The organism is Myxococcus stipitatus DSM 14675 (assembly GCF_000331735.1).
GTDB classification, from domain to species: Bacteria; Myxococcota; Myxococcia; order Myxococcales; family Myxococcaceae; genus Myxococcus; species Myxococcus stipitatus.
Genome location: NC_020126.1, coordinates 4,254,046 through 4,273,335, shown reverse-complemented (window position 1 = coordinate 4,273,335; position 19,290 = coordinate 4,254,046). Strand labels below are relative to the sequence as shown.

At 70.7% G+C, this 19,290-nt stretch carries 13 protein-coding genes; 1 reads left to right on the top strand and 12 read right to left on the bottom strand.

What is annotated here, in order from left to right; genetic code table 11:
• Positions 1-21: 21 nt before the first annotated feature.
• Complete coding sequence (locus MYSTI_RS16775; RefSeq protein WP_015348967.1) at positions 22-1,416, bottom strand: undecaprenyl-phosphate glucose phosphotransferase; 1,395 nt, start codon at positions 1,414-1,416, stop codon at positions 22-24.
• Positions 1,417-1,634: 218 nt separating this feature from the next.
• Positions 1,635-2,777: a glycosyltransferase gene (locus tag MYSTI_RS16770; protein WP_015348966.1), complete on the bottom strand. Its 1,143-nt coding sequence runs from the start codon at positions 2,775-2,777 to the stop codon at positions 1,635-1,637.
• Between the two features lie 129 nt (positions 2,778-2,906).
• Between MYSTI_RS16770 and MYSTI_RS16765 the strand changes: the two genes are divergently transcribed.
• Complete coding sequence (locus MYSTI_RS16765) at positions 2,907-3,977, top strand: glycosyltransferase family 4 protein (protein ID WP_169558705.1); 1,071 nt, start codon at positions 2,907-2,909, stop codon at positions 3,975-3,977.
• 26 nt (positions 3,978-4,003) lie between these two features.
• On the opposite strand, the gene MYSTI_RS16760 is transcribed toward MYSTI_RS16765, so the two are convergent.
• From MYSTI_RS16760 to MYSTI_RS16715, 10 genes are all read right to left on the bottom strand, one after another.
• The gene (locus tag MYSTI_RS16760; protein ID WP_015348964.1) at positions 4,004-5,275 is read right to left on the bottom strand and encodes an O-antigen ligase family protein; all 1,272 of its coding nucleotides are present in this window, start codon (positions 5,273-5,275) and stop codon (positions 4,004-4,006) included.
• Between the two features lie 13 nt (positions 5,276-5,288).
• On the bottom strand, positions 5,289-6,404 hold the full coding sequence (locus MYSTI_RS16755; RefSeq protein ID WP_015348963.1) for an LptF/LptG family permease: 1,116 nt from the start codon (positions 6,402-6,404) through the stop codon (positions 5,289-5,291).
• Positions 6,401-7,507 carry an LptF/LptG family permease gene (locus tag MYSTI_RS16750; protein WP_015348962.1) on the bottom strand — a complete coding sequence of 369 codons (1,107 nt, stop codon included), beginning with the start codon at positions 7,505-7,507 and terminating at the stop codon, positions 6,401-6,403. Before MYSTI_RS16750 ends, MYSTI_RS16755 begins: the two co-directional genes overlap by 4 nt.
• Positions 7,504-8,769, bottom strand: coding sequence for a phosphoribosylamine--glycine ligase (gene purD / locus MYSTI_RS16745; RefSeq protein WP_084668153.1), 1,266 nt, complete (start codon positions 8,767-8,769; stop codon positions 7,504-7,506). The genes MYSTI_RS16750 and purD overlap by 4 nt, the downstream gene beginning before the upstream one ends.
• A gap of 1 nt (position 8,770) precedes the next feature.
• The gene (locus MYSTI_RS16740; protein WP_015348960.1) at positions 8,771-11,590 is read right to left on the bottom strand and encodes a zinc-ribbon domain-containing protein; all 2,820 of its coding nucleotides are present in this window, start codon (positions 11,588-11,590) and stop codon (positions 8,771-8,773) included.
• A gap of 3 nt (positions 11,591-11,593) precedes the next feature.
• Positions 11,594-13,138: a bifunctional phosphoribosylaminoimidazolecarboxamide formyltransferase/IMP cyclohydrolase gene (gene purH, locus MYSTI_RS16735; protein WP_015348959.1), complete on the bottom strand. Its 1,545-nt coding sequence runs from the start codon at positions 13,136-13,138 to the stop codon at positions 11,594-11,596.
• Positions 13,139-13,242: 104 nt separating this feature from the next.
• Positions 13,243-13,734, bottom strand: coding sequence for a sigma factor-like helix-turn-helix DNA-binding protein (locus tag MYSTI_RS16730; protein WP_015348958.1), 492 nt, complete (start codon positions 13,732-13,734; stop codon positions 13,243-13,245).
• A gap of 55 nt (positions 13,735-13,789) precedes the next feature.
• A complete protein-coding gene (locus tag MYSTI_RS16725; protein ID WP_015348957.1) occupies positions 13,790-14,314 on the bottom strand; it encodes a MerR family transcriptional regulator in 525 nt (174 codons plus the stop codon).
• 318 nt (positions 14,315-14,632) lie between these two features.
• Positions 14,633-16,723, bottom strand: coding sequence for a serine/threonine protein kinase (locus MYSTI_RS16720; RefSeq protein ID WP_201768963.1), 2,091 nt, complete (start codon positions 16,721-16,723; stop codon positions 14,633-14,635).
• Between the two features lie 21 nt (positions 16,724-16,744).
• The gene (locus MYSTI_RS16715) at positions 16,745-19,159 is read right to left on the bottom strand and encodes a serine/threonine-protein kinase (RefSeq protein WP_044283735.1); all 2,415 of its coding nucleotides are present in this window, start codon (positions 19,157-19,159) and stop codon (positions 16,745-16,747) included.
• Positions 19,160-19,290: the final 131 nt, after the last annotated feature.

Below are 19,290 nucleotides of genomic sequence, written 5' to 3'. Positions count from 1 at the left end.
CTCGCTCGAAAAGCCGGCGACTCAGTAAGCGTTCTTCGAGAGGAAGCCGCCGAGCGCCGTGCGCACGAGAATCTTCAGGTCCATCAGCAGCGACCAGTTCTCGATGTAGTACAGGTCGTACTCGATGCGCTTCTCGATGCACGTCTGGCCGCGCAGCCCGTTGATCTGCGCCCAGCCGGTGATGCCCGCCTTCACCTTGTGCCGCAGGTGGTAGCGCGGAATCTGCCGCTTGAACTCCTCGATGAAGACGGGGCGCTCGGGACGAGGACCCACGAGGCTCATGTCCCCCGTCAGCACGTTGAAGAACTGCGGCAGCTCATCCAGCGAGTACTTGCGCAGGAAGGTGCCGATGACGGTGCGGCGCGGGTCGTCCTTGCGCGCCATCATCGCGCCGGTGTTCTCCGCGTCCACGCGCATCGTGCGGAACTTGAGGATGTGGAATGTGCGGCCATCCATCCCCATGCGCTCCTGCCGGTAGAGCAAGGGCCCCTTGCTCGACACACGCACCGCCAGCGCGGTGGCCGCCATCAGCGGCGCCGTGACGACGATGGCCAGCAGGGAGAACAGGATGTCGAAGGCCCGCTTGGCCACCTGGCTCCAGCCCTCCATCGGGTCGCCCTGGAGGCGGATGATGGGCAGGCCGCCGAACTCCTCCAGCCCGCCGTACAGGGTGATGTACTGGTACAGGTCCGGCACGACGCGAACGTCCACCGTGCGCAGCGCCAGCGGCTCCATCAGGCGCTTCACGTGTGCCTGCTCCTGCAGCGGCAGCGCGATGATGACCTGGTCCACGGGCTGGGCGTCCAGCACCCGCTCCACGTCGTCCACGTGGCCAATCACCCGCACGCCGTTGACATATTGGCCCACCTTCTCCGGCCGCAGTGTCAGGAGGCCCGTCACCCGGAAGCCCAGCTCCCGGTGGCCCTCCACCGTCTCCACCACGCGCTGGCCCAGCTCCCCCGCGCCGATGATGAGGATGGACTTGAGGTTGTGGCCCCGCCGGCGCACCTCGCTCAGCACGTAGCGGAACGCCAGCCGGCTGCACGTCACCAGCACGAAGGCGTAGACGACGAAGATGACCAGCGTCAGGCGCGAGTAACGCTCCCGGGCGAAGTACGTCGCCGCCACCAGGATGAGCGTCGCGGTGATGGTGGACTTGAAGACCTCGAACACCTCACCCGTGTTCGTCCGGGAGCGGTTGGTCGCATAGAGCCTCGACTGCTTGAAGGTCGCTGGGAAGATGACCAGCACCATCAGCAGCGAGACGAGCGAGTCCTCCCACGGAGGAATGCCCTCCGTGACAGGGACGATGCCCGAGAAGCGGGTGACGTACGCCAAGGCGAACGCCACCGCGAGCATGACCATGTCCGCGACAACCTTGATGGACGTGTAGAAGCGCTGGAGACGACTGAACACGTCTGGACTCCTGTATCCGGGTCAACGGGGCGCCACCCCTCTGCAAGACTCGCACCCTGGTCCAACGAGCACGTTGCCTGCCCGACTCCCTCTGACTCGCCGGCCTCCTAACACGGGAATCCCCGTGAAACCAATGGGTTACCACAACCCCTGTGGGACCCCACCACATCGTCGACTCCACTCGGCGACGAAAGACGGAGAGCAGAGCGACAGCCGCGTCACACCGCCCTGGCGTCGGGTGTGGATTTCCTCGCCACCCTGAGGAGCGACTCCACCTCGGAGAGCATGGCTTGCTGGAAGGCCCCTCGGCTGAAGCGGCCGGCCTGGGCGCGGGCATCCTCGGGACGGAACCCACCCTCCCAGGTCTCGAAGCGGCGCACGGCCTCCGCGAGCGCGGACGGTGACTGTTCGCCGAAGAACAGTCCTGTGCGGGCATTCACCGTCTCGAGCGCGCCGCCCTGGCCGAAGGCGATGACGGGGCGCCCGCAGGCCTGGGCCTCCAACGGGGTGATGCCGAAGTCCTCTTCGGGCGTGAAGATGAGGGCGCGGGCATCGCGGTAGAGCGCCGGCAGGGCGTCGTCGGGGACATTGCCCAGGAAGCGGATGTTGGCGGGCGGAGCGCCGGACGTGAGGCGCGCGGCCTCCTGGCCCGTGCCCACCACCCACAGGGGCGCGCCGAGCTCGCGGAAGGCCTCCAGCGCGATGTCCAGCCGCTTGTAGGGCGCGAAGGCCCCCAGCCACAGGAAGTAGCCCCCCTGGCCGCTGCCCTCGAGCGGGAGCCGGGTGAAGCGCTCCAGGTCCACGGGGGGATGCACCACGGTGGCCTCGCGATTCCAGAAGCGCCGCAGCTTGCCCGCCACGTGGTGGCTGTTGACGACGAAGCGGTCCACGCGCGCCGCCGAAGCCCGGTCCCACCGCCGCAGCCAGGGGCGCACCGCGTGGGCCGCGGCACGCACGGGCAGGCCCGCTCGGCCCGGTCCGAAGTAGTCGTCGAACAAGTCCCACATGTACCGCATGGGCGCGTGCACGTAGCTCAGGTGCGGCAGCCCCGCCGGGGCTCGCAGGCCCTTGGCCACGCAGTGGCTGGAGGACAGGACGACGTCGTAGTCCCCCCGCAGGCGCAGCGACTCGATGGCGCGAGGCATCAGGGGCAGGAAGTGCCGGTAGCGCTCGTGGATGCCCGGGATGTGCTGGAGGAAGGACGTGAAGATGCGCCGGGACTCGATGGCGGGGGACTGGCTGCCGGGCCGGTGGATGAGGGTGTAGATGTCCGCGTCGGGAAGGACTTCGCAGAGCGCGTCGAGCACCCGCTCTCCCCCGCGGTGGGTGACCAGCCAATCATGGACGAGGGCGACCTTCACGAGGGCGGCCTTCTAGCATCCAGCGTGCCTTGTGCCGACAGCGACGCGAAGCAACCGTCCGCCCGTCCCCCATGAGGCCCGAGCGTGTGGTACGCGGGGAGCGTGGCTCATGTCCTCCTCGACCTGCGCATGGTGCGCGGCCGGCTGCACGGAATCGCTCGCTATGCCCTGGAGCTCGCGCGGCGCGTTCCCGCGATGGCTCCGGACCTGCGCTTCTCCGCCCTCGTCCCCCCGGAGGGACTGCCCAAGGACCTGGGGGCCCTCGCGCCGACGCTGCCCGTGCATCGCGCGCTCGCGGGGTTCCTCTCCCCCATCGAGCAGCCCGCGCTCGCCGCGGACCTGACGCGGCTCAAGCCCGACGTCTTCCACGCCACGTCGTTCGCCCTGCCCCTCTTCTGGAGCGGGCCGCTGGTGGCCACGTTGCACGACGCCAACCACGTGGCGCTGGCCCAGGAGTACTCACCCGCGCAGGCGCTGTACTACCGCGTCGTCGTGGGGCCGCGAGCGAAGCGGGCCTCCGCGCTGGTGACGGTGTCCGAGTTCTCCCGAGAGGAGCTCGCGCGCCACCTCAAGCTGTCGCCGTACCGCCTGCAGGTGATTCCCAACGGCGTGGACTCGCACTTCCAGCCGCCCTCGGTCCAGGAGGTCCGTGCATTCAGGGAGCGCCACGAGCTGCCCGCGCGCTACGTGGCGGCGGTGGGCAACGCCAAGCGCTTCAAGAACCTGGCGCTGCTGCGGCACTTCGCGGCGGACCTGCCCGTGCCCATCGTCCTGCTTGCGGGAAAGGGCGCCGTGGCGCACGAGCTGGGCCTGCACGAGAACGTGCTCGACTTGGAGGAGCTGTCGGAGGCCGAGATGCCCCTGTTCTACGGGGCCGCGGCGGCGCTGCTCCTGCCCTCGAAGTACGAGGGCTTCGGGCTTCCCGCGCTGGAGGCGATGGCGGCGGGATGCCCCGTGCTCACCTCGGACGCCGGCTCACTTCCGGAGGTGGTGGGGGGCGCGGCGCTGAGGCTGTCGCCGGATGACCCCGAGGCCTGGCGCGAGGCGACCCTGCGAGTCCTGCGAGACGACGCCCTGCGCGCTCAGCTCATCGAGCTGGGACATGAGCGCGCCGCGCGCTTCACCTGGGACGAGTGCGCACGGAGGACGGTGGCGGTGTACCGGCGCGTGCTCGAGGCCCGCGCCCTGGCGCCTCGCTGACGAGGCCGTCTCCTCGCGCCCCCGAACTAGGAGCGCGCCCGCCCGCGCAGCACGTCACTGCCCTCGCACAGCCCCAGGCCCCAGACGAGGGCGAACGAGAGGTGCACGCTGGAGTGGAACGGCAGGTAGTGCACGAGCGCGAGGATGTGGAAGCCCACGAAGGAGAGCAGCGCACCCGTCGCCGCGAGTGAGCCCGCGCGATAGCGGCGGATGAGGGCCCAGCCCAGGAGCACGTGCACCGTCACCATCAGGAGCAGCCCCACCAGGCCCGTCTCCGCCCACACCGTCAGCCACAGGTTGTGGGAGTCGGTGGCCAGCAGGTCCGTGATGCCGGAGCCACTCTGGCGAGCGAGGACCGCCGCCTTGTGGTTGCCGAAGCCCACGCCCACCCAGGGATGCTCCCGCACCAGGTTCCAGCCCACCTTCATCGCGAGCTCGCGCTCGCCGCCGTAGATGTTGCCCGCCGCCTTCTCCAGACGCGCGCGCCAGGCCGGTGAGGCCATCACCAGGACGACCGCCACCGCGATGAGCGCCAGGCCCACCTTTCGCGCCCGGCCGCTCACCAGGAGCAGCAGCGCCACCACGCTGACCAGCAGCGCCGCGCCCAGCGCCGCGCGAGCGAACGCGTTGTAGATGGACACGAGCATGCCCAACACGACGGCGCCCGCGAGCAGGCGCCGCCGCAGCACCTCGGAGCCGCCGAGCACCGCGAGCGCGGGCCCCAGCGCGGCGATGGCGCCGTGCGCGAAGCGCAGCCGGTGGAAGAAGATGCCTCCCGCCGCGTAGCGAGGAGACGCCTCCGTGCCGAAGTTCTCATGCAGCCGGCCGGGGTTCAGCTTGAGGAACGCCGGGGGTTCCCAGGGCCAGCGCACGCGGTTCTGGAACATGCCCAGCGCCGCGACGAACAGCCACCCCGCCACCACCGTCCCCGCCAGCGCCAGCCACGGCACGCCCACCGAACCAATGGAGGCCACCGCCGCGCCCGCCACCGAGTCCAACACCTGCCCATAGCGCGAGCTGCGCGGCCAGGCGCTCGCCGCGCCGGTGAACAGCGCCAGCGCGGGCGACACCACCTGCCACGCGCACAGGGCCATGCTCGCCAACACGTAGGCGCGCACGTCCGAGGCCAGCCGCAACCGCCGCAGCGCCACCATCACCAGCGCCAGGAACACCGCCGCGGACGCGGCCACCTGCAGCACGACTTCCGCCAGCACCAGGCCCACGGCCCATGCCAGCAGCACCACCGCCACGGCACGGCGAAGGAGAGGCTCGAACCGGGCCTGGGAGGGAAGATCCATGGATGAACTCACGCTACCTCACCGCCAGCCAACGGCGAGGCACGTGAAGAAAACCCTCTCGACGCATCCACAGCGCCGCGGCCGCCAGCACGAGCAGGACGGGCGGCGTCCAGGCCGCCACAGGTGGAGACAATCTCTCGGTGAGCACCAGCGTGCGGCACACCATCATCAAGCCCCACATGGCCACGGCCACCAACAACCCCTCGACGATGGCGGCGGTGAGGTGCCCGCGCCGGTTCGTGCGCAGCGCCAACCCCACGCCCAGGAGCGCCGCGGGAAGCGCCGCCAGCGGATAGGCGAAGCGGTTGTGCAGCGCGAGCTCGAACTGCTTCGTCGCGAGCCCCACGTCGCGGCGCGCGACAATCTGCTCTCGCAGCTCCCGCACCCGCATCTGCTCCGGGCGTCCTGGACGGATGCGGAAGGCCGAGGCCGCGATGCCCAGCTCGTACTCGGCACTCTCCAGGCTCTTCACCGAGGTGTGCTTCTCCCCCGTGAAGGAGCGCTCCACCACGCCGGTCAGCCGCCAGCGCGTCCCGTCGAGCCACTCCATCCGCGCCGCGTCCAGCCGCCGCTGCAGCTTGAACTCGCGCGACAAGGTGAAGATGGACACGTCCGCGAAGCCCTCCTGCGCGCTCCCCGCGCGGAGGAAGAAGATGTGGTCGCCTCGCCGGAACCACTGCTTCGGCGTGTAGTAGAAGCGCCAGTCGCCCCAGCGATTGAAGCGCTGCGTGGTGATTTCATCCACGCGGCGCCCGGCATGCGTCGCGACGACCTCGTCGAACACCACGAAGCCCGTACACGCGAGGAGCCCGAAGGCCAGCACGGGCGCATACAGCGCCGTGGGCCCGAAGGTCAGCGCGCGGATGGCCGTGACCTCGCCTTGCTTGCGCAGCGCGGACACCGTCGTGCCCGCGGCCAGCAGCAGCGCCGCCGGCCCCAACTGCTGCACCGCCATCAGCGCCTTGTAGCCGTAGAGCTTGGCCGCGTCCGTCACCCAGCCCGGCCCCGTGTACGTCTTCGCCCGGTCGACGAAGTCCACCACCACGAAGACGAGCACCAACCCACCGAGGATTCCCAACGCGAAGCGCACGTACGTGCGCAGCACATAGCCGAAGAGCGTGAGTCTCACCGAACCGTCCCCGAACGACTCACCCGGTACAGGGCCACCGCACCCACCGCCATGAAGAGGAGATTCGCCAGCTGTCCCGCCAGGGGCGCCGGCAGCTTGCCTTGCTGTCCCAACTGCTCGAAGGCCCGGCTCAGCAGGTAGTACAAGACGTAGCCTCCCAGCGTCAGGAGATAGCCCCAAGCCCTGCCCGCCTGACGCCGGCCAATAGCAAGGGGCGTGCCCAGGAGCGCGAAGGCAATGGGCGCCAGGGCCCCTCCCAGCCGGCTGTGCAGCGCCATCCGGAAGCCGCGCGCGTCACCGCCCTTGGCCTCCGCCTCGCTCGCCGCCTCGAGCAGCTCCGCGGGGGTCAGCTCCTCCTTCGCGGAGGTGAAGCGGCCGCGCTTGCCCATCGACGCGCCCACGCCGACGCTGATCTCCGCCTGGTCGAAGTGGATGACGCTGTAGTTCTCGGTGGCGCGGCCGGAGCGGTGCACCTCGCCGTCCTCCAACGAGAAGCGCAGCACCTCGCCTCCGCTGGACGTCCCCACCTGGCCGTGGTGCGCCAGCACCAACAGCGGAGAGCTCGCCTCGCGGTCATCGTGCAGCAGCACGTTGGTCCATCGGCCATCGGAGACCTGCTCCGCGTACAGCGTCAGGTCGCTGAGGTCCTCGTAGAAGGTGCCGGACTTCACGTCGCCCACGACGTTCTTCCGGATGACCTCGCTCACCAGCTCCTTCACGCCCGTGAGGCCCCACGGCTGCGCGGTGGAGGTGATGAGCAGCATCAGCAGGCTGAGCGCCGCCGCGACGCCCATGGGCGCGGCCAGCAGCCGAGTCGGCCCGATGCCCAACGCCTGCAGCGCCGTCAGCTCCCGGTCCTCCCCCAGCCGCCCCAACCCCAGGAGGATGGCCAGCAGGAACGCGATGGGCAGCGCCATCATCAAGAAGTGCGGCGTGAGGTACGCCACCAATCTCCCCAGGTCCGTCAGCGTCACCGACGAACCCAGCAGCACGTCCGTTCCGCGGAGGAACTGCATCACGAACAGCAGCAGGAACATGAAGGCCACCCAGACTCCGAGCGGCACCAACAGCTCCATGAGGAGATAGCGGGAGATGCGGGTCACGGAGTCGCCTTCAGCCCCTTCGCGCCAATGTCATGGCGGAAGTGCATGCCCTCGAAGCGCACGGCCGCCATCGCCGCGTACGCGCGCGCTCGCGCCTGGGCCAGGTCCTCGCCCCGAGCACAGACGGTCAGCACCCGCCCGCCGCTGGTGACCAGCGCCCCACCCTGCTCCTCCGCGCCCGCGATGAACACCGTGGCATCCGACGGCACCGCATCCAGCCCGTCGATGCGCTGCCCCTTGCGAGGCGCGTCCGGATATCCCCCCGCGGCCACCACCACGCCCACCGACGAACCGGGCGCCACCGCGAGCCGCCGCTCCACCAGCTGGCCGCGCGCGCACGCGTCCACCAGGGGCAGCAGGTCCTCGCCCAGCTGCATCATCAGCACCTGCGTCTCCGGGTCCCCGAAGCGCGCATTGAACTCCAGCACCTTGGGCCCGCTTCGCGTGAGCATCAGCCCCGCGTACAGCACGCCCTTGAAGGGCAGCCCCCGGCGACGCAGCACCGCCAGGGTCGGCGCGATGACGCTCTCGCCCACCTGGGCCAGCTGCTCGTCATCCAGGAAGGGCGCGGGGCTGTATGCGCCCATGCCTCCCGTGTTCGGCCCCGTGTCGCCATCCCCCACGCGCTTGTGGTCCTGCGAGAGGGGCAACATGACGTAGCGCTCGCCGTCGCAGAGCGCCATGGCGGAGACCTCTTCGCCCTCCAGCAGCTCCTCCAGCACCATGCGCTGTCCCGACGCGCCCATCGCCGCCACCGCGCGCACCGCCTCACGCGCGGCGTCCACGTCGTGCGCGACGATGACCCCCTTGCCCGCCGCCAGCCCATCCGCCTTCACGACGATGCGGCCCTGCTCGACGGCGTAGGCCTCCGCCTCGGCCGCGTCCGTGAAGGTGCGGAAGGCGGCCGTGGGAACCCCCGCCTCGGCCATGATCTCCTTGGCGAACGCCTTGGAGCCCTCGATGAGCGCGGCTCCGGCCACCGGCCCGAAGCAAGGGATGCCGGCCTGGGCCAGCGCGTCGGCGACACCCGCCACCAGCGGCGCCTCCGGCCCCACCACCACCAGGTCCACCGACTCCCGCCGAGCGAGCGCGACGACTTCGTCCGGCGCGTCCGCCTTCACGGGCACGTTCGTCGCCAGCTTCGCCGTCCCCGGGTTGCCCGGGGCACACCACAACCGCGTGAGCCGAGGGCTCTGGGAGAGCTTCCAAGCCAGCGCGTGCTCACGGCCTCCGGAACCCAGCAACAGGACCTTCACATCCACCTCACCGTTCCAACAGGTAGAGCATCCGCTTGGCGGGGAGATAGGCGGGGTCCAGCCCCACCACGCTCACCAACTGGGCCCGCGCATCGGCGCGCCGCTGCGGCACTTCCAGCTGCGCGAGCCGCGCCTTGGCCGACAACAACGTGGGGGACAGGCCCAGCGCCTCGCGCAAGGAGCGCTTGGCCGGCTCCACCTGCTTCCCCTCCGCCAGCACCAATCCCTGCGCCAGGTGCGCCACGGGCAACTGCCGCCCCGCCGACACGGCGCGCGCCGCCAGCGCACGGGCCTCCGACGCGTTTCCTCGCTGGAGCGCGATGAGCGCCCGGTACGCCATGGCGCCCGCGTTGTTGCTGTCCGACTCCAGCACCTCGCGGAAGTGACGGTCCGCCCCGTCCAGGTCGCCCTGGTGGAAGCGCAGCAGCCCTTCGTACAGGTGAGGCCCCGGGTCGTCCGCGTTCTCGGCCAGCGCGAGGATGATGTCCTCCACGCCGCGAACCGTGTCCGAGGGCCGCATCCAGAAGCGCGTCACCAGCGCCCGAGGCTCCAGCCTCAACGGGTCCGCGCGCAGCGCCTGGTTCAGCACCCGGAACGCATCCTCGCGACGCTTCGCACCCGCCGCCGCCACACCCGCGAGCAGCTGTGCGTCCAGACGCCGGTCGTCGCGGGTGCTCGCCTCCGTGAAGCGCTCCAGCGCCTGCGCGGGCTTCTTCTCCAGCAGCAGCACACGGCCCTCGAGCACCGCCTCCAAGGCGCGGTCGCCCAGCCAGCCCTGGATGCCACTCAAGTGCTTGCGAGCCTTCGCCGCGTCCCGCTGCTCCAGCGCGACGAGGAAGACCTGCAGGTGGGCCTCGGGCAGGTCCGCTGACGACCCGAGCGCCTCCTCCGCCGCCTTCAGCGCCGCGTCGCTGTTGCCCAGCGCGCGCTCCGCGGCGGCCAGGTGCACCAGCACCTCCGCGACATCGCGCGCGCTGTAGCGCTCACGGCTCTTGAGCAGCGCACGCAGCTCGCGCACGCCCACGGCCGGACTGCCCTCCGACTGGTAGCGCAGCACCGCCAGCGGCAGCAGCGCGCGGAGCTCCTCGGGGTCGGCCTTCACGCGCTCCTCGTACAGCTTGCGCGCCTCGTCCGGCTCACCGACCTCCTGGTAGATGCGCGACGTGGTCGCGAGGCTGTCCCAGTCACGCGGGTCGGCCGCGAGCCGCTTGCGCAAGGTCTCCAGCGCGAGCCGATACTCACCCGCCGACTCGTGCGCGAGCGCCCGGTAGTACTGGATGCGCTTGAGCTCCGGCGCCAGCTTCTGCGCGGAGTCGAAGTGCTGGTGCGCCAGCGCGCCGGACGACGACAGGTACACGCGGCCGAGCACCAGGTGCGCCTCCGCCTTCTGCGCCGCCGTGGCCTGGGCATTCGCCAGCGACTCCTCCGCCAGCTCCTTCGCGCGCTTGAGCAGCTCCTCCTGACGGAAGCGCGTCAGCAGCAGGTTCGCGTGAGCCAGGAGCATCCCGGGCGTCCGGCCGGCGCGGACCTCCGCCGCCTCGACCAGGCTGCTCGCCTCCGCGAACGACGCGTCATCCAGCCCCGGGCCTCGCCCCAACGCCAGCGCCTGGGTGTAGCCGCTGATGGCCTCGTCGCTGCGAGGGTCCAGCAACAGGGCCTGCTGGAAGGACTCCTCCGCTTCCGCATACGCGAAGCGTTCGTCCCGAGCGAGCTGCGCCTGTCCTTCCGCGAGCCGCTCCTGCGACGTGCCCTCCAACATCAGGTACTTCAGCTTCCAGCGAGGCAGCACCTGCTGAACGGCCTCGGGAATCGCGGCGACAGGAGGCGGCGCGGCGGCGCGGAGACGCTGATCCTCCTGGTGCTTCAGGTAGAAGAAGCCCGCCACCCCGCTTCCGGCGACCAGCAACACCAGGCCACCCACCAACGCCCAGCGTCCTCCGGACGAGCCACGCGCCCCTTGCTTCTCGGCGGAGCCCGACCGCACACCACTCGCGACCCGCGATGGCGCCGCGCGCGGATTGCTGCGCGGCTCGGAGGCGAGCCCAGGCGCGGGCGAGGTGCGCGACGCGAGCTCCAGCGACTCTCCTCCGCCCTCCTCGGGAGCGCTGAGCGGAGGCAGGAAGTCGGCCGACGCGGCGGGCGCCGGAGCCGGAGCCGCCTTGGCCGCCCCACCCGCCGACTCCCGCTGCCGGCATCCATCACAGATGCCGAGCGCCTGGTCGAAGGGGTCCAGCAGCGACTTGCCGCACGTGCGACACCCCATCGTCGCCGACTTCGGCGCGGCAGCAGCAGCGGGGGCCGGAGCCGCCGCGCGGGACGGCGCGGGCGCGGCCGCGGCGGGAGGCATCACGGAGACAGGCACCGCGCCAGGTCCCGGAGACATCCGGGCGACGGGAGCGGGAGGTGCCGTCGGTGCCGGGCCCAGGAAGTCGAGCAGCGGATCCCCCGAGCCCGAGCCCGGGGAATCCCCCAGCGACGCGAAGGGGTCCACGCCCGGCGCCGCGCTCGCTTCGGGCGCTGGAGCACCGAAGTCCGCGAACAGGTCCGCGGCGGGTTTCGCGGCTCGCCCGTGGGCGGAGGAGACCTCCGTGGGCGCCGCGGCGGCGGGCCCTCCCAACTCCGCGAAGAGGTCATCCGCCACGGGAGGCGCGGACGACGCGGGACGAGGCGCTGCGGCCGGCACGTCCCCAGAGGGAACGGCCGAGGAATCGCGCCGGACGAGTTGCAGGTTCCGGCAGCGGGGACATTGCGCGCGGACACCCTTCGCCGTGATCAGCCGATCATCGATGGCGTAGGCAGCCGCGCATTTCTGGCAGACGATGCGCATGACTCAGTGGCGGAAGTGTCGCACTCCCGTCACCACCATGGCCATCCCATGTTCATCGGCGGCGGCGATGACCTCCGCATCCCGGACAGAGCCCCCGGGGTGGATGACGCAGGTCGCCCCCGCCCGGGCCGCCTCGTCCAGGCCGTCCCGGAAGGGGAAGAAGGCGTCCGAGGCCACCGCGCTCCCCTTGAGGACCTCTCCGCCGCGCTGCATCGCGATTCGGACCGAGTCCACCCGGTTCGTCTGTCCGCCGCCCTGCGCCAGGAGCTGGCTGCCCGACGAGAAGACGATGGCGTTGCTCTTGACGTGCTTGCACACCTTCCATGCAAACCGCAGGGCCCGCTCCTCGTCCGGGGTGGGGGACCGTTTTGACACCACCTTCCAGGAGAGCTCCGGCTCCACCGCGTCACGGTCCATGAGGAGCAGCCCCCCGGAGACGCTCCGCCCGTCCAGCTGCGCCCGAGGCCTGGCCGTCGGCGACGCCAGGGCGGGCCCCGCCTCCAGCAGCCGCAGGTTCTTCTTCGCCGCGAGCACCTGGAGCGCCGCCGGCGAGTAGGACGGGGCGATGACCGCCTCCAGGAAGGTCTCCGCCATGGCCTGGGCGGTGGACTCGTCCACCTCGCGGTTGAGCGCCACGATGCCACCGAAGGCGGAGATCTCATCCACCGACCGCGCCGTGCGGTACGCCTTCACCAGCGCGTCATCCACCGCCACGCCACACGGCGTGTTGTGCTTGATGATGACCGCGGTGGGCCGCTCCGGGAACTCCAGCACCAGGCCGAGCGCCGCATCCAGGTCCAGGATGTTGTTGTACGAGAGCTCCTTGCCCTGCAGCACCTTCGCGAAGCCCACCGTCGGCTCCGAGGGCGCCGAGTGCTCGCGATAGAAGGCGCCGCGCTGGTGCGGGTTCTCGCCGTAGCGCAGGTCCTGCGCCTTGCGGAACGACAGCGACAGCTCTCCGGGGAAGGGCTCCGCTGCCTGAGCGGACAGCCAGGCGGAGATGGACGCGTCGTAGGCCGCGGTGTGCGCGAACGCCTTGCGCATCAGCTTGCGGCGCGTGGACTCCCCCACCGCCTTCTGCTGCTCCAACTCCGCGAGCACCGCGGGGTAGTCGTCCGGGTCCACGACGACGGCCACGTGACGGAAGTTCTTCGCGGACGCGCGCACCATCGCGGGCCCGCCGATATCAATCTGCTCGATGACCTCCGCTTCCGCGGCACCCGAGGACACCGTCTGACGGAAGGGATAGAGGTTCACCGCGACCAGCGAGATGGGCTCGATGCCATGAGCCTTCATCTCCTCCCGGTCCGCCTCCAGCTCCAGGCGGCCCAGGATGCCGCCATGGATGCGCGGGTGGAGCGTCTTCACGCGGCCGCCGAGTATCTCGGGGCTCTTCGTGTGCTCGGACACCTGCGTGGCGGGGATTCCGGCGCTCTTGAGCGCCTCCAACGTCCCTCCCGTCGACAGCAAGCGGAAGCCCAGGTGAACCAGCCCCTGGGCGAAGGGAACCAGACCTCGCTTATCGGAAACGCTGAGGAGAGCCAGCACGTGTGCGCCTCGGTGTGCGGGAAGCGGCGGTACTAGCAACCACCCCCTGGGGTGTCAACGCAACACGTCGGCGCGATGTCGGCGGCTGCAAGCCGCCGGTCGCTTCAGGGCTTGCGGGCCGAGACGGGGGGCTCGGCTTCGGTGGCCTCGCGCAGCTTCATCAGCCCGCGCGTCTCCACCTGGCGGATGCGCTCGCGGGTGAGGTTCATGATCTCCCCCACCTCCTCGAGCGTGATTCCACCCTTCTCCGCCACGTCCAGGGCGCAGGTGTGCTCGAGCTCCCAGATCTCCTTGTCCGGGAAGTTGAGCTTGATGGACCCCGTCTCCGGATTCACATCCAGATAGAGGTTGTGCTTGCAAGAGACGAACTGGCACGGGCGCGGGCCGTTGACGCAGTCGGCTCGGGTGCGCGGGCGCGTGTCATCCATCTGCTTGAGCAGGTCCGCTTCTTCCGGGTCCACCTGCCCGGTCAAACGGCGACGACGCAAATCACGCGCCATCTCCTTGCGCGACATCGTCTTGGACCGTCGGCGCTCCTGCGCCAGGTCCTCTTGCGCCTGGTCTCCGCCCTCCTCCACTTGCTTCACTTCCGACATGTCCCCTCCACGTGAGGCCAGTCTAACCGGGTCCACCGGTTCCAGGGCCGGCATCTTATTGCGAACTCATCGATTCGTCTTCGCGTGCGGTGACTGCGCTCCCCAGCCGGGCCACGTCCCGGACCAGATCCTGCGCTCTTTGCCGCAGCGTTGCCAACTCCGCCTCGAGCGAACGACGGTGCTCTCCCCCGAAGGCGCGCTCTCCCAACTCGCCCTGCAGCCCATCCAATAGACCCCCGAGGTCCCGCTCCACCTGGTCGATGTGGTTGCGATGGAACACGAAGGACTTCTTGATGTCCTCCAGGGTGTGCCCCTCCGCCATCATCCGCTTGATGACGTTGATCCGGCGCACGGCTTCCACTGGATAGAGACCCAAGCTCCCCTGGTGTTTCCCCTTACGACCGACCCGGCGGCTTCTCGGTAGCAACCCCGCCTGGACGTACTTGCGGAAGGTCGCTTCCGACAGACGCACGCCCCTGGGACGAAAGATTTCCAGGATGGCGCTCGCGGGCAGTCCGCCCGCGTTCTCGCGCTCAATCCGAGCAATCTCGTCGGGGTCCAACAGGTCCATCGGTTCCATTGAATATAAGCTACTCAGAAGAGGACACTGAGTGCCAGAAACGACCCTTCGGTGTCAAGGTAGACCGCTACAGGTCCGTAGCGCCGGGAGGGCGCACGGCGCGTTGCTCGGGGGAGGAAACGGACGCGCCGACGCGCACCCGCGAGAGGGCGTGGCGCTTCGCGTCAGCGACGAGCGCTCGCGGCCTCCAGCGGGTGAGAGCGCGAGGCGCAGCAGGTGTCGGAGACGCCCCAGGGCGCGGCTCGACCTCCAGGGTCTGGAGGTGTCAACGCGTGAACATCAGCAACGGGGTGGCGGTGCGCCGGAGCGGCGCGGGGCTCAGCGGCTCCGGGGCGGACGGAACTCGCGCGTCACCGTGGTGCCTTCGGTGATGGTGACGTCGAAGCGCTTGTCGCCCGCGGGGTGATTGAAGAGCAGCTTGTAGGTGCCGGGGGCGAGCTTGAAGGAGGCCCGGCCGGAGACCTCGCCGAGGCGACGACCATCGACGAAGACCGTCGCATAGGGCGTGGCCTTCACCACCAGCAGCCCGGTGGGATTGGCGGCGGCCTGGCGCGCGGGCTGCTGGGAAGTGCCCTCCTCGGCGGACTTCGGAGGCGTGGCGAGCACGGCCTCACGCTTCAGCCCTTCCACCTCGGCCTCGGAGTCGGCGGCCGTCCCCTGCTCTGGTGGCTTCGTGGCGGAAACAGGAACTGTCGTGTCCTGGACAGTGCCGGCGCCAGCCCCCCGCGCGACCGCTGTCGGCGCGACGGGCTCCGGGGGCGTCCGAGGCTGCGAACCCACCGAGGTCCGAGACGGAGGCAGCGGCTTGGGGCCGGAGTCGAAGCGATACGCGACGACCGCCCCGGCGGCGAGCGCCAGGCACAGGCCCGCGGTCAGCCCCTTCGCCCAGGGATTGCTCCAGACGGAGACCTTCCCGGCCTCTTCCCCCGAGGAGGACTCGGCGCCCTCCTCCGAGGCGAGTCCCGCCTCCTCGGAGTCACGCACCACCGGGTCCGGCGACGGCTCGACCGGGCGCTTCGACTGACTCTTCGTGCGCCCGACCTTCGTCGGCTCGTGACGCTCGGCCTCGTCCACGGGCGCGGGCACGGCCGGGACGCCCCCTGGCCGGCTCTGGGTCCGGGCCGGGGCGCGCATCGAGTCCTCGAGCCCCCCACCCTCCGGACGCACCAGGGACCCGGACTCCGCCAGGGAGGCACTCGCGCGGCCCACGGGGGACGACGGCATCGCGGGCAGCGGCATCCGAGGCGTCGCCACGGGCACCCGCCCCACCAGCCCCTCCACCTCCTCGCCCCGGCGCGGCAGCACGAAGGTGTCCGCGTCCACGTCCTCATCCGGCGACGCGGGCTCCCGAGCCTGCGTGCGCCCGGGCTTCAGCACCGCCGTGGGCTCCCTGAGCGACGGGGACAGCGCGGCGTCCTGTCCCTCGGGCGCGGGCGCATTGCCGAGCACCTGCGTGCGCTCCTGGATCGCGGGCAGCGCCTGCGTCGGGCTCACGGGGAACAGCCGCCGCATGAACGCGGCCAGGTCCGTGTCATCCACGGACGTCGCGTGCTCCAACACGCACTGCGCCAGGGCGCGGTCCAGCTCGCCCGCCGTCTGGAAGCGCGCCGAGGGGTCTCGCTCCAGGGCGCGCATCACCACCGCGTCCAGCGCCTCGGGCACCGCCGGGTTGAGCCGGGCCGGGGGCGGAATCACGCTGTGCTGCACGGCGCGCAGCACCGCCAGCTCCGACTCACCGTCGAACAGCCGCCCGCCCGTGAGGAGCTCCCACAGCACCACGCCCAGCGCGAAGAGGTCCGTGCGTGAGTCCACGTCCTCGCCCCGCGCCTGCTCCGGGGACATGTACGCGAACTTGCCCTTCAGGACTCCGGGCTGCGTGAGCTTCTTGCCGGCCTTCGCGATGCCGAAGTCCGTCAGCTTCACCGCGCCGTCATGCGACAGCAGCACGTTCTGCGGCGTGACGTCGCGGTGCACCAGGTCCAGCGGGTGGCCGTCCACCTTCAGCCGGTGCGCGTAGTGCAGCCCCCGGGCGACCTCCGCGCCGATGTGCGCCACCAGCATCGGCGGCACCGGGTCCATCATCTCCTTGCAGCGCTTGCGCAGCTCCCACAGCGAGCAGCCGCGCACGTACTCCATCGCCAGGTAGTACGTGTCCTCGTGCTGGTCGAAGTCGAAGATCTGCACCACGTTCGCGTGGTTGAGCCGCGAGACGAGCCGCGCCTCCGCGATGAACATCCCCACGAACTCCGGGTCGCTCGCGAGGAAGGAGCGCACCCGCTTGATGACGACCTCCTTCTCGAACCCGGCGGCGCCCTGGGCGGTGCAGAGATAGATCTCCGCCATCCCGCCCTCCGCGAGCTTGCGGCGGACGACGTACTTGCCGATCTGCATGCCGGCAACGAGCGTCACGAGAGCGTCCCAACCATGTGCTTATTCCAGCTTCACGCTCACCACGTTGAGCTCGATGGGCTTTACCTCGATACGTCGACTGACCGTCTTCTTGAGGTCCGGATTGAAGAACTTGCAGTCATAGGTACCCAGGCGCAGCTCGACTTCCTCGAAAGGCGTCTCCCCCAGCTTCTTGCCTCCACACGTGACTTCAGCCCAGGGGCGCACCGCGAAGCGCACCTTCGCCGTGCGTGACTCCACCCGGGCTTCCGGACGGGGCGGTCGGACGGTCGGCTGCGCGCGCTCCTCGGGTTGCAGCGTGAAGCGCTCCACCTGCTCCGGTCCCGAGCCCACCGTCACCGTGCGCTCGCCCGGCCGGTACTTCTCCGCCTCCACCCGGACCGCCAGCGCCACGCCCGGCGCGACCTCCAGCACCACCGGCGCCGCGCCGCGCTGCTGGCCGTCCACGATGACCACCGCCCGGGACGGCTCGGCGTCCACTCGCAGCCGGACCTTCGCCACGGGCGCCGCCTCCGGGGGCGGCGGCGGAGCCTGGGGCGCCTCGGAGGCCGCGGCCTCCGGCGCTGGCGCCCGCTGCACCACCGGCACCAACCTCAACACGCCGAGCGGCACCGGACCGGAGTTCTTGATCTCCAGCTCCGTCCGCATCTCCTGGTAGCCCTCGCGGTACAGCACGAGCGAGTAGCGGCCCTCGGGCATCTCCGGCAGCGTCAGCGGCGTGCGGGCCGACATCTCCTGCCCGTCGAACACCACCCGCGCGCCCGACGGCACGGTCTCCACCCGCGCCGGGGCCAGCACCACGGGCTCCGGCTTCAGCCAGGCCCACAGCAGCACCAGCACCACGACGCCCAGGCCCACCGCGGGAATCCACCACCCGAGGCGAGACGCGGGCGGAGGCGGCTCCACCGCGCGCGCGACGCCCGGCTTCTTGCGGCCGGGGCGGGACATGCCCAGCGACAGCGTGGGCGCGTCCTCCTCCTCCAGGTCGTCGTCCACCTGCGGCAACGGCAGCGCCACCCGCGACGGCTTGGGCAGCGGCCCCGCCAGCTCCGGCATCGCGAGCGTCGGGGCGTCCTCTTCCACGCGGAAGACGGGCACCGGCCGCGTCGAGGCGCGGACCTCCGCCGGCTTCGGCTCGGTCGCGGCCTTCACGTCCGTCAGCGTCGCGCGCGAAGCGGCGCGTCCGTCCACCGTCGGCGCGTCCTCTTCCACTCGCGGCGGCGTCGGCACCGCGCCCATCCCCGAGCGAGACGCCTTGTCCGGGGCGACAGGCTCCACCGCCTTGCGCTGGCCCGACAGCCGGGCCCCCGGCGACGACAGCTCGATGCGCCCCGTCTTGCCCGTGCCTCGCGGACGCAGCGCCGCCGTCTCCCCCTCCGTCGAGCCGCTCGTGCGCGGCAGCGCGGGCCGCAATCCGGTGCGCCGTGAGCCCGCCTCCTGCCGTCCCGGACCGGACGCGGAATCCGCGGGGTCCTCCGAGGGCAGCTCGCCCGAGCGGGCCTCCGACGCCAGGCGCTCCGCGTAGATCTCCTTCATGTACGCGGAGACATGCGCCGTGGACGACGGGAGCCGGCGCTCGCTCAGCCACTCCTCCAGCGCGAGCTGGAGGTGCACGGCCTCCTGGTAGCGGTCCGCGGGGTTCTTCGCCAACGCCTTGAGCACGATGGCGTCCAGGTCCTGCGGCACCCGCGCGGACACCTGCGACGGCGGCGCCACCTTGCACTCGGCCACCGCCGCGAGCGTCTGGATGTCGCTGCCCCGCTTGAACAGCCGCGTGCTGGTCAGCAGCTCGTACAGCACCACGCCCAGCGCGAAGATGTCCGCGCGGCAGTCCACCCGCTGCCCCGCCGCCTGCTCCGGCGACATGTACGAGTACTTGCCCTTCAGCACTCCGGAGCGCGTCACCGTGGCCTGGTCCGCCGCCTTGGCGATGCCGAAGTCCACGACCTTCACCCCACCCTCGAACGTCACGAGGATGTTCTGCGGGGACACGTCGCGGTGGACGATGCCCAGGGGCTTTCCCGTCGTCGGGTCCGTGCGCTTGTGCGCGTAGTCCAGGCCCGCGCAGGCCTCGATGAGGATGCGGCACACCAGCGGCACCGGCACCGGCTGCGCCATGGCCTCCGACTGCTTCCACACCCGGCGCATGTCCTCGCCGTGGATGTATTCCATGGCGATGAAGAACGAGTCGTCCTGCGCACCCAGGTCGAAGATCTGCACGACGTTGGCGTGGTTGAGCCGCGCCGCGATGCGCGCCTCGTCCAGGAACATCTTGACGAAGTCGTCGTTCTCCGCGAGGTGCGGGAGGATTCGCTTCACCACCACCAGCTTCTCGAAGCCCTCCGGGCCCGGCTGGCGCGCGAGGTACAACTGCGCCATCCCGCCCATGGCGAGCCGCTTCAGGAGCTGGTACCTGCCATACGTTTCAATGGTCACGGCGACCCGACCGCTCCCCACGGGGAAATTCCACGGCCCGTGGCCTGCTGGAATCCGGGCGCGGCGAAGCCCCGAGCGTAAGCCCACACGCCAGGGGGGTCAAACCCTTGTGGTGCCCCCGAAACCGGTTC

Bases quoted from the DNA above. Each gene is read 5' to 3' on its own strand.
- MYSTI_RS16730 (WP_015348958.1), bottom strand. From the start codon at position 13,734: ATGTCGGAAGTGAAGCAAGTGGAGGAGGGCGGAGACCAGGCGCAAGAG.
- MYSTI_RS16760 (WP_015348964.1), bottom strand. From the start codon at position 5,275: ATGGATCTTCCCTCCCAGGCCCGGTTCGAGCCTCTCCTTCGCCGTGCC.
- MYSTI_RS16765 (WP_169558705.1), top strand. From the start codon at position 2,907: ATGGTGCGCGGCCGGCTGCACGGAATCGCTCGCTATGCCCTGGAGCTC.
- MYSTI_RS16740 (WP_015348960.1), bottom strand. From the start codon at position 11,590: ATGCGCATCGTCTGCCAGAAATGCGCGGCTGCCTACGCCATCGATGAT.
- MYSTI_RS16725 (WP_015348957.1), bottom strand. From the start codon at position 14,314: ATGGAACCGATGGACCTGTTGGACCCCGACGAGATTGCTCGGATTGAG.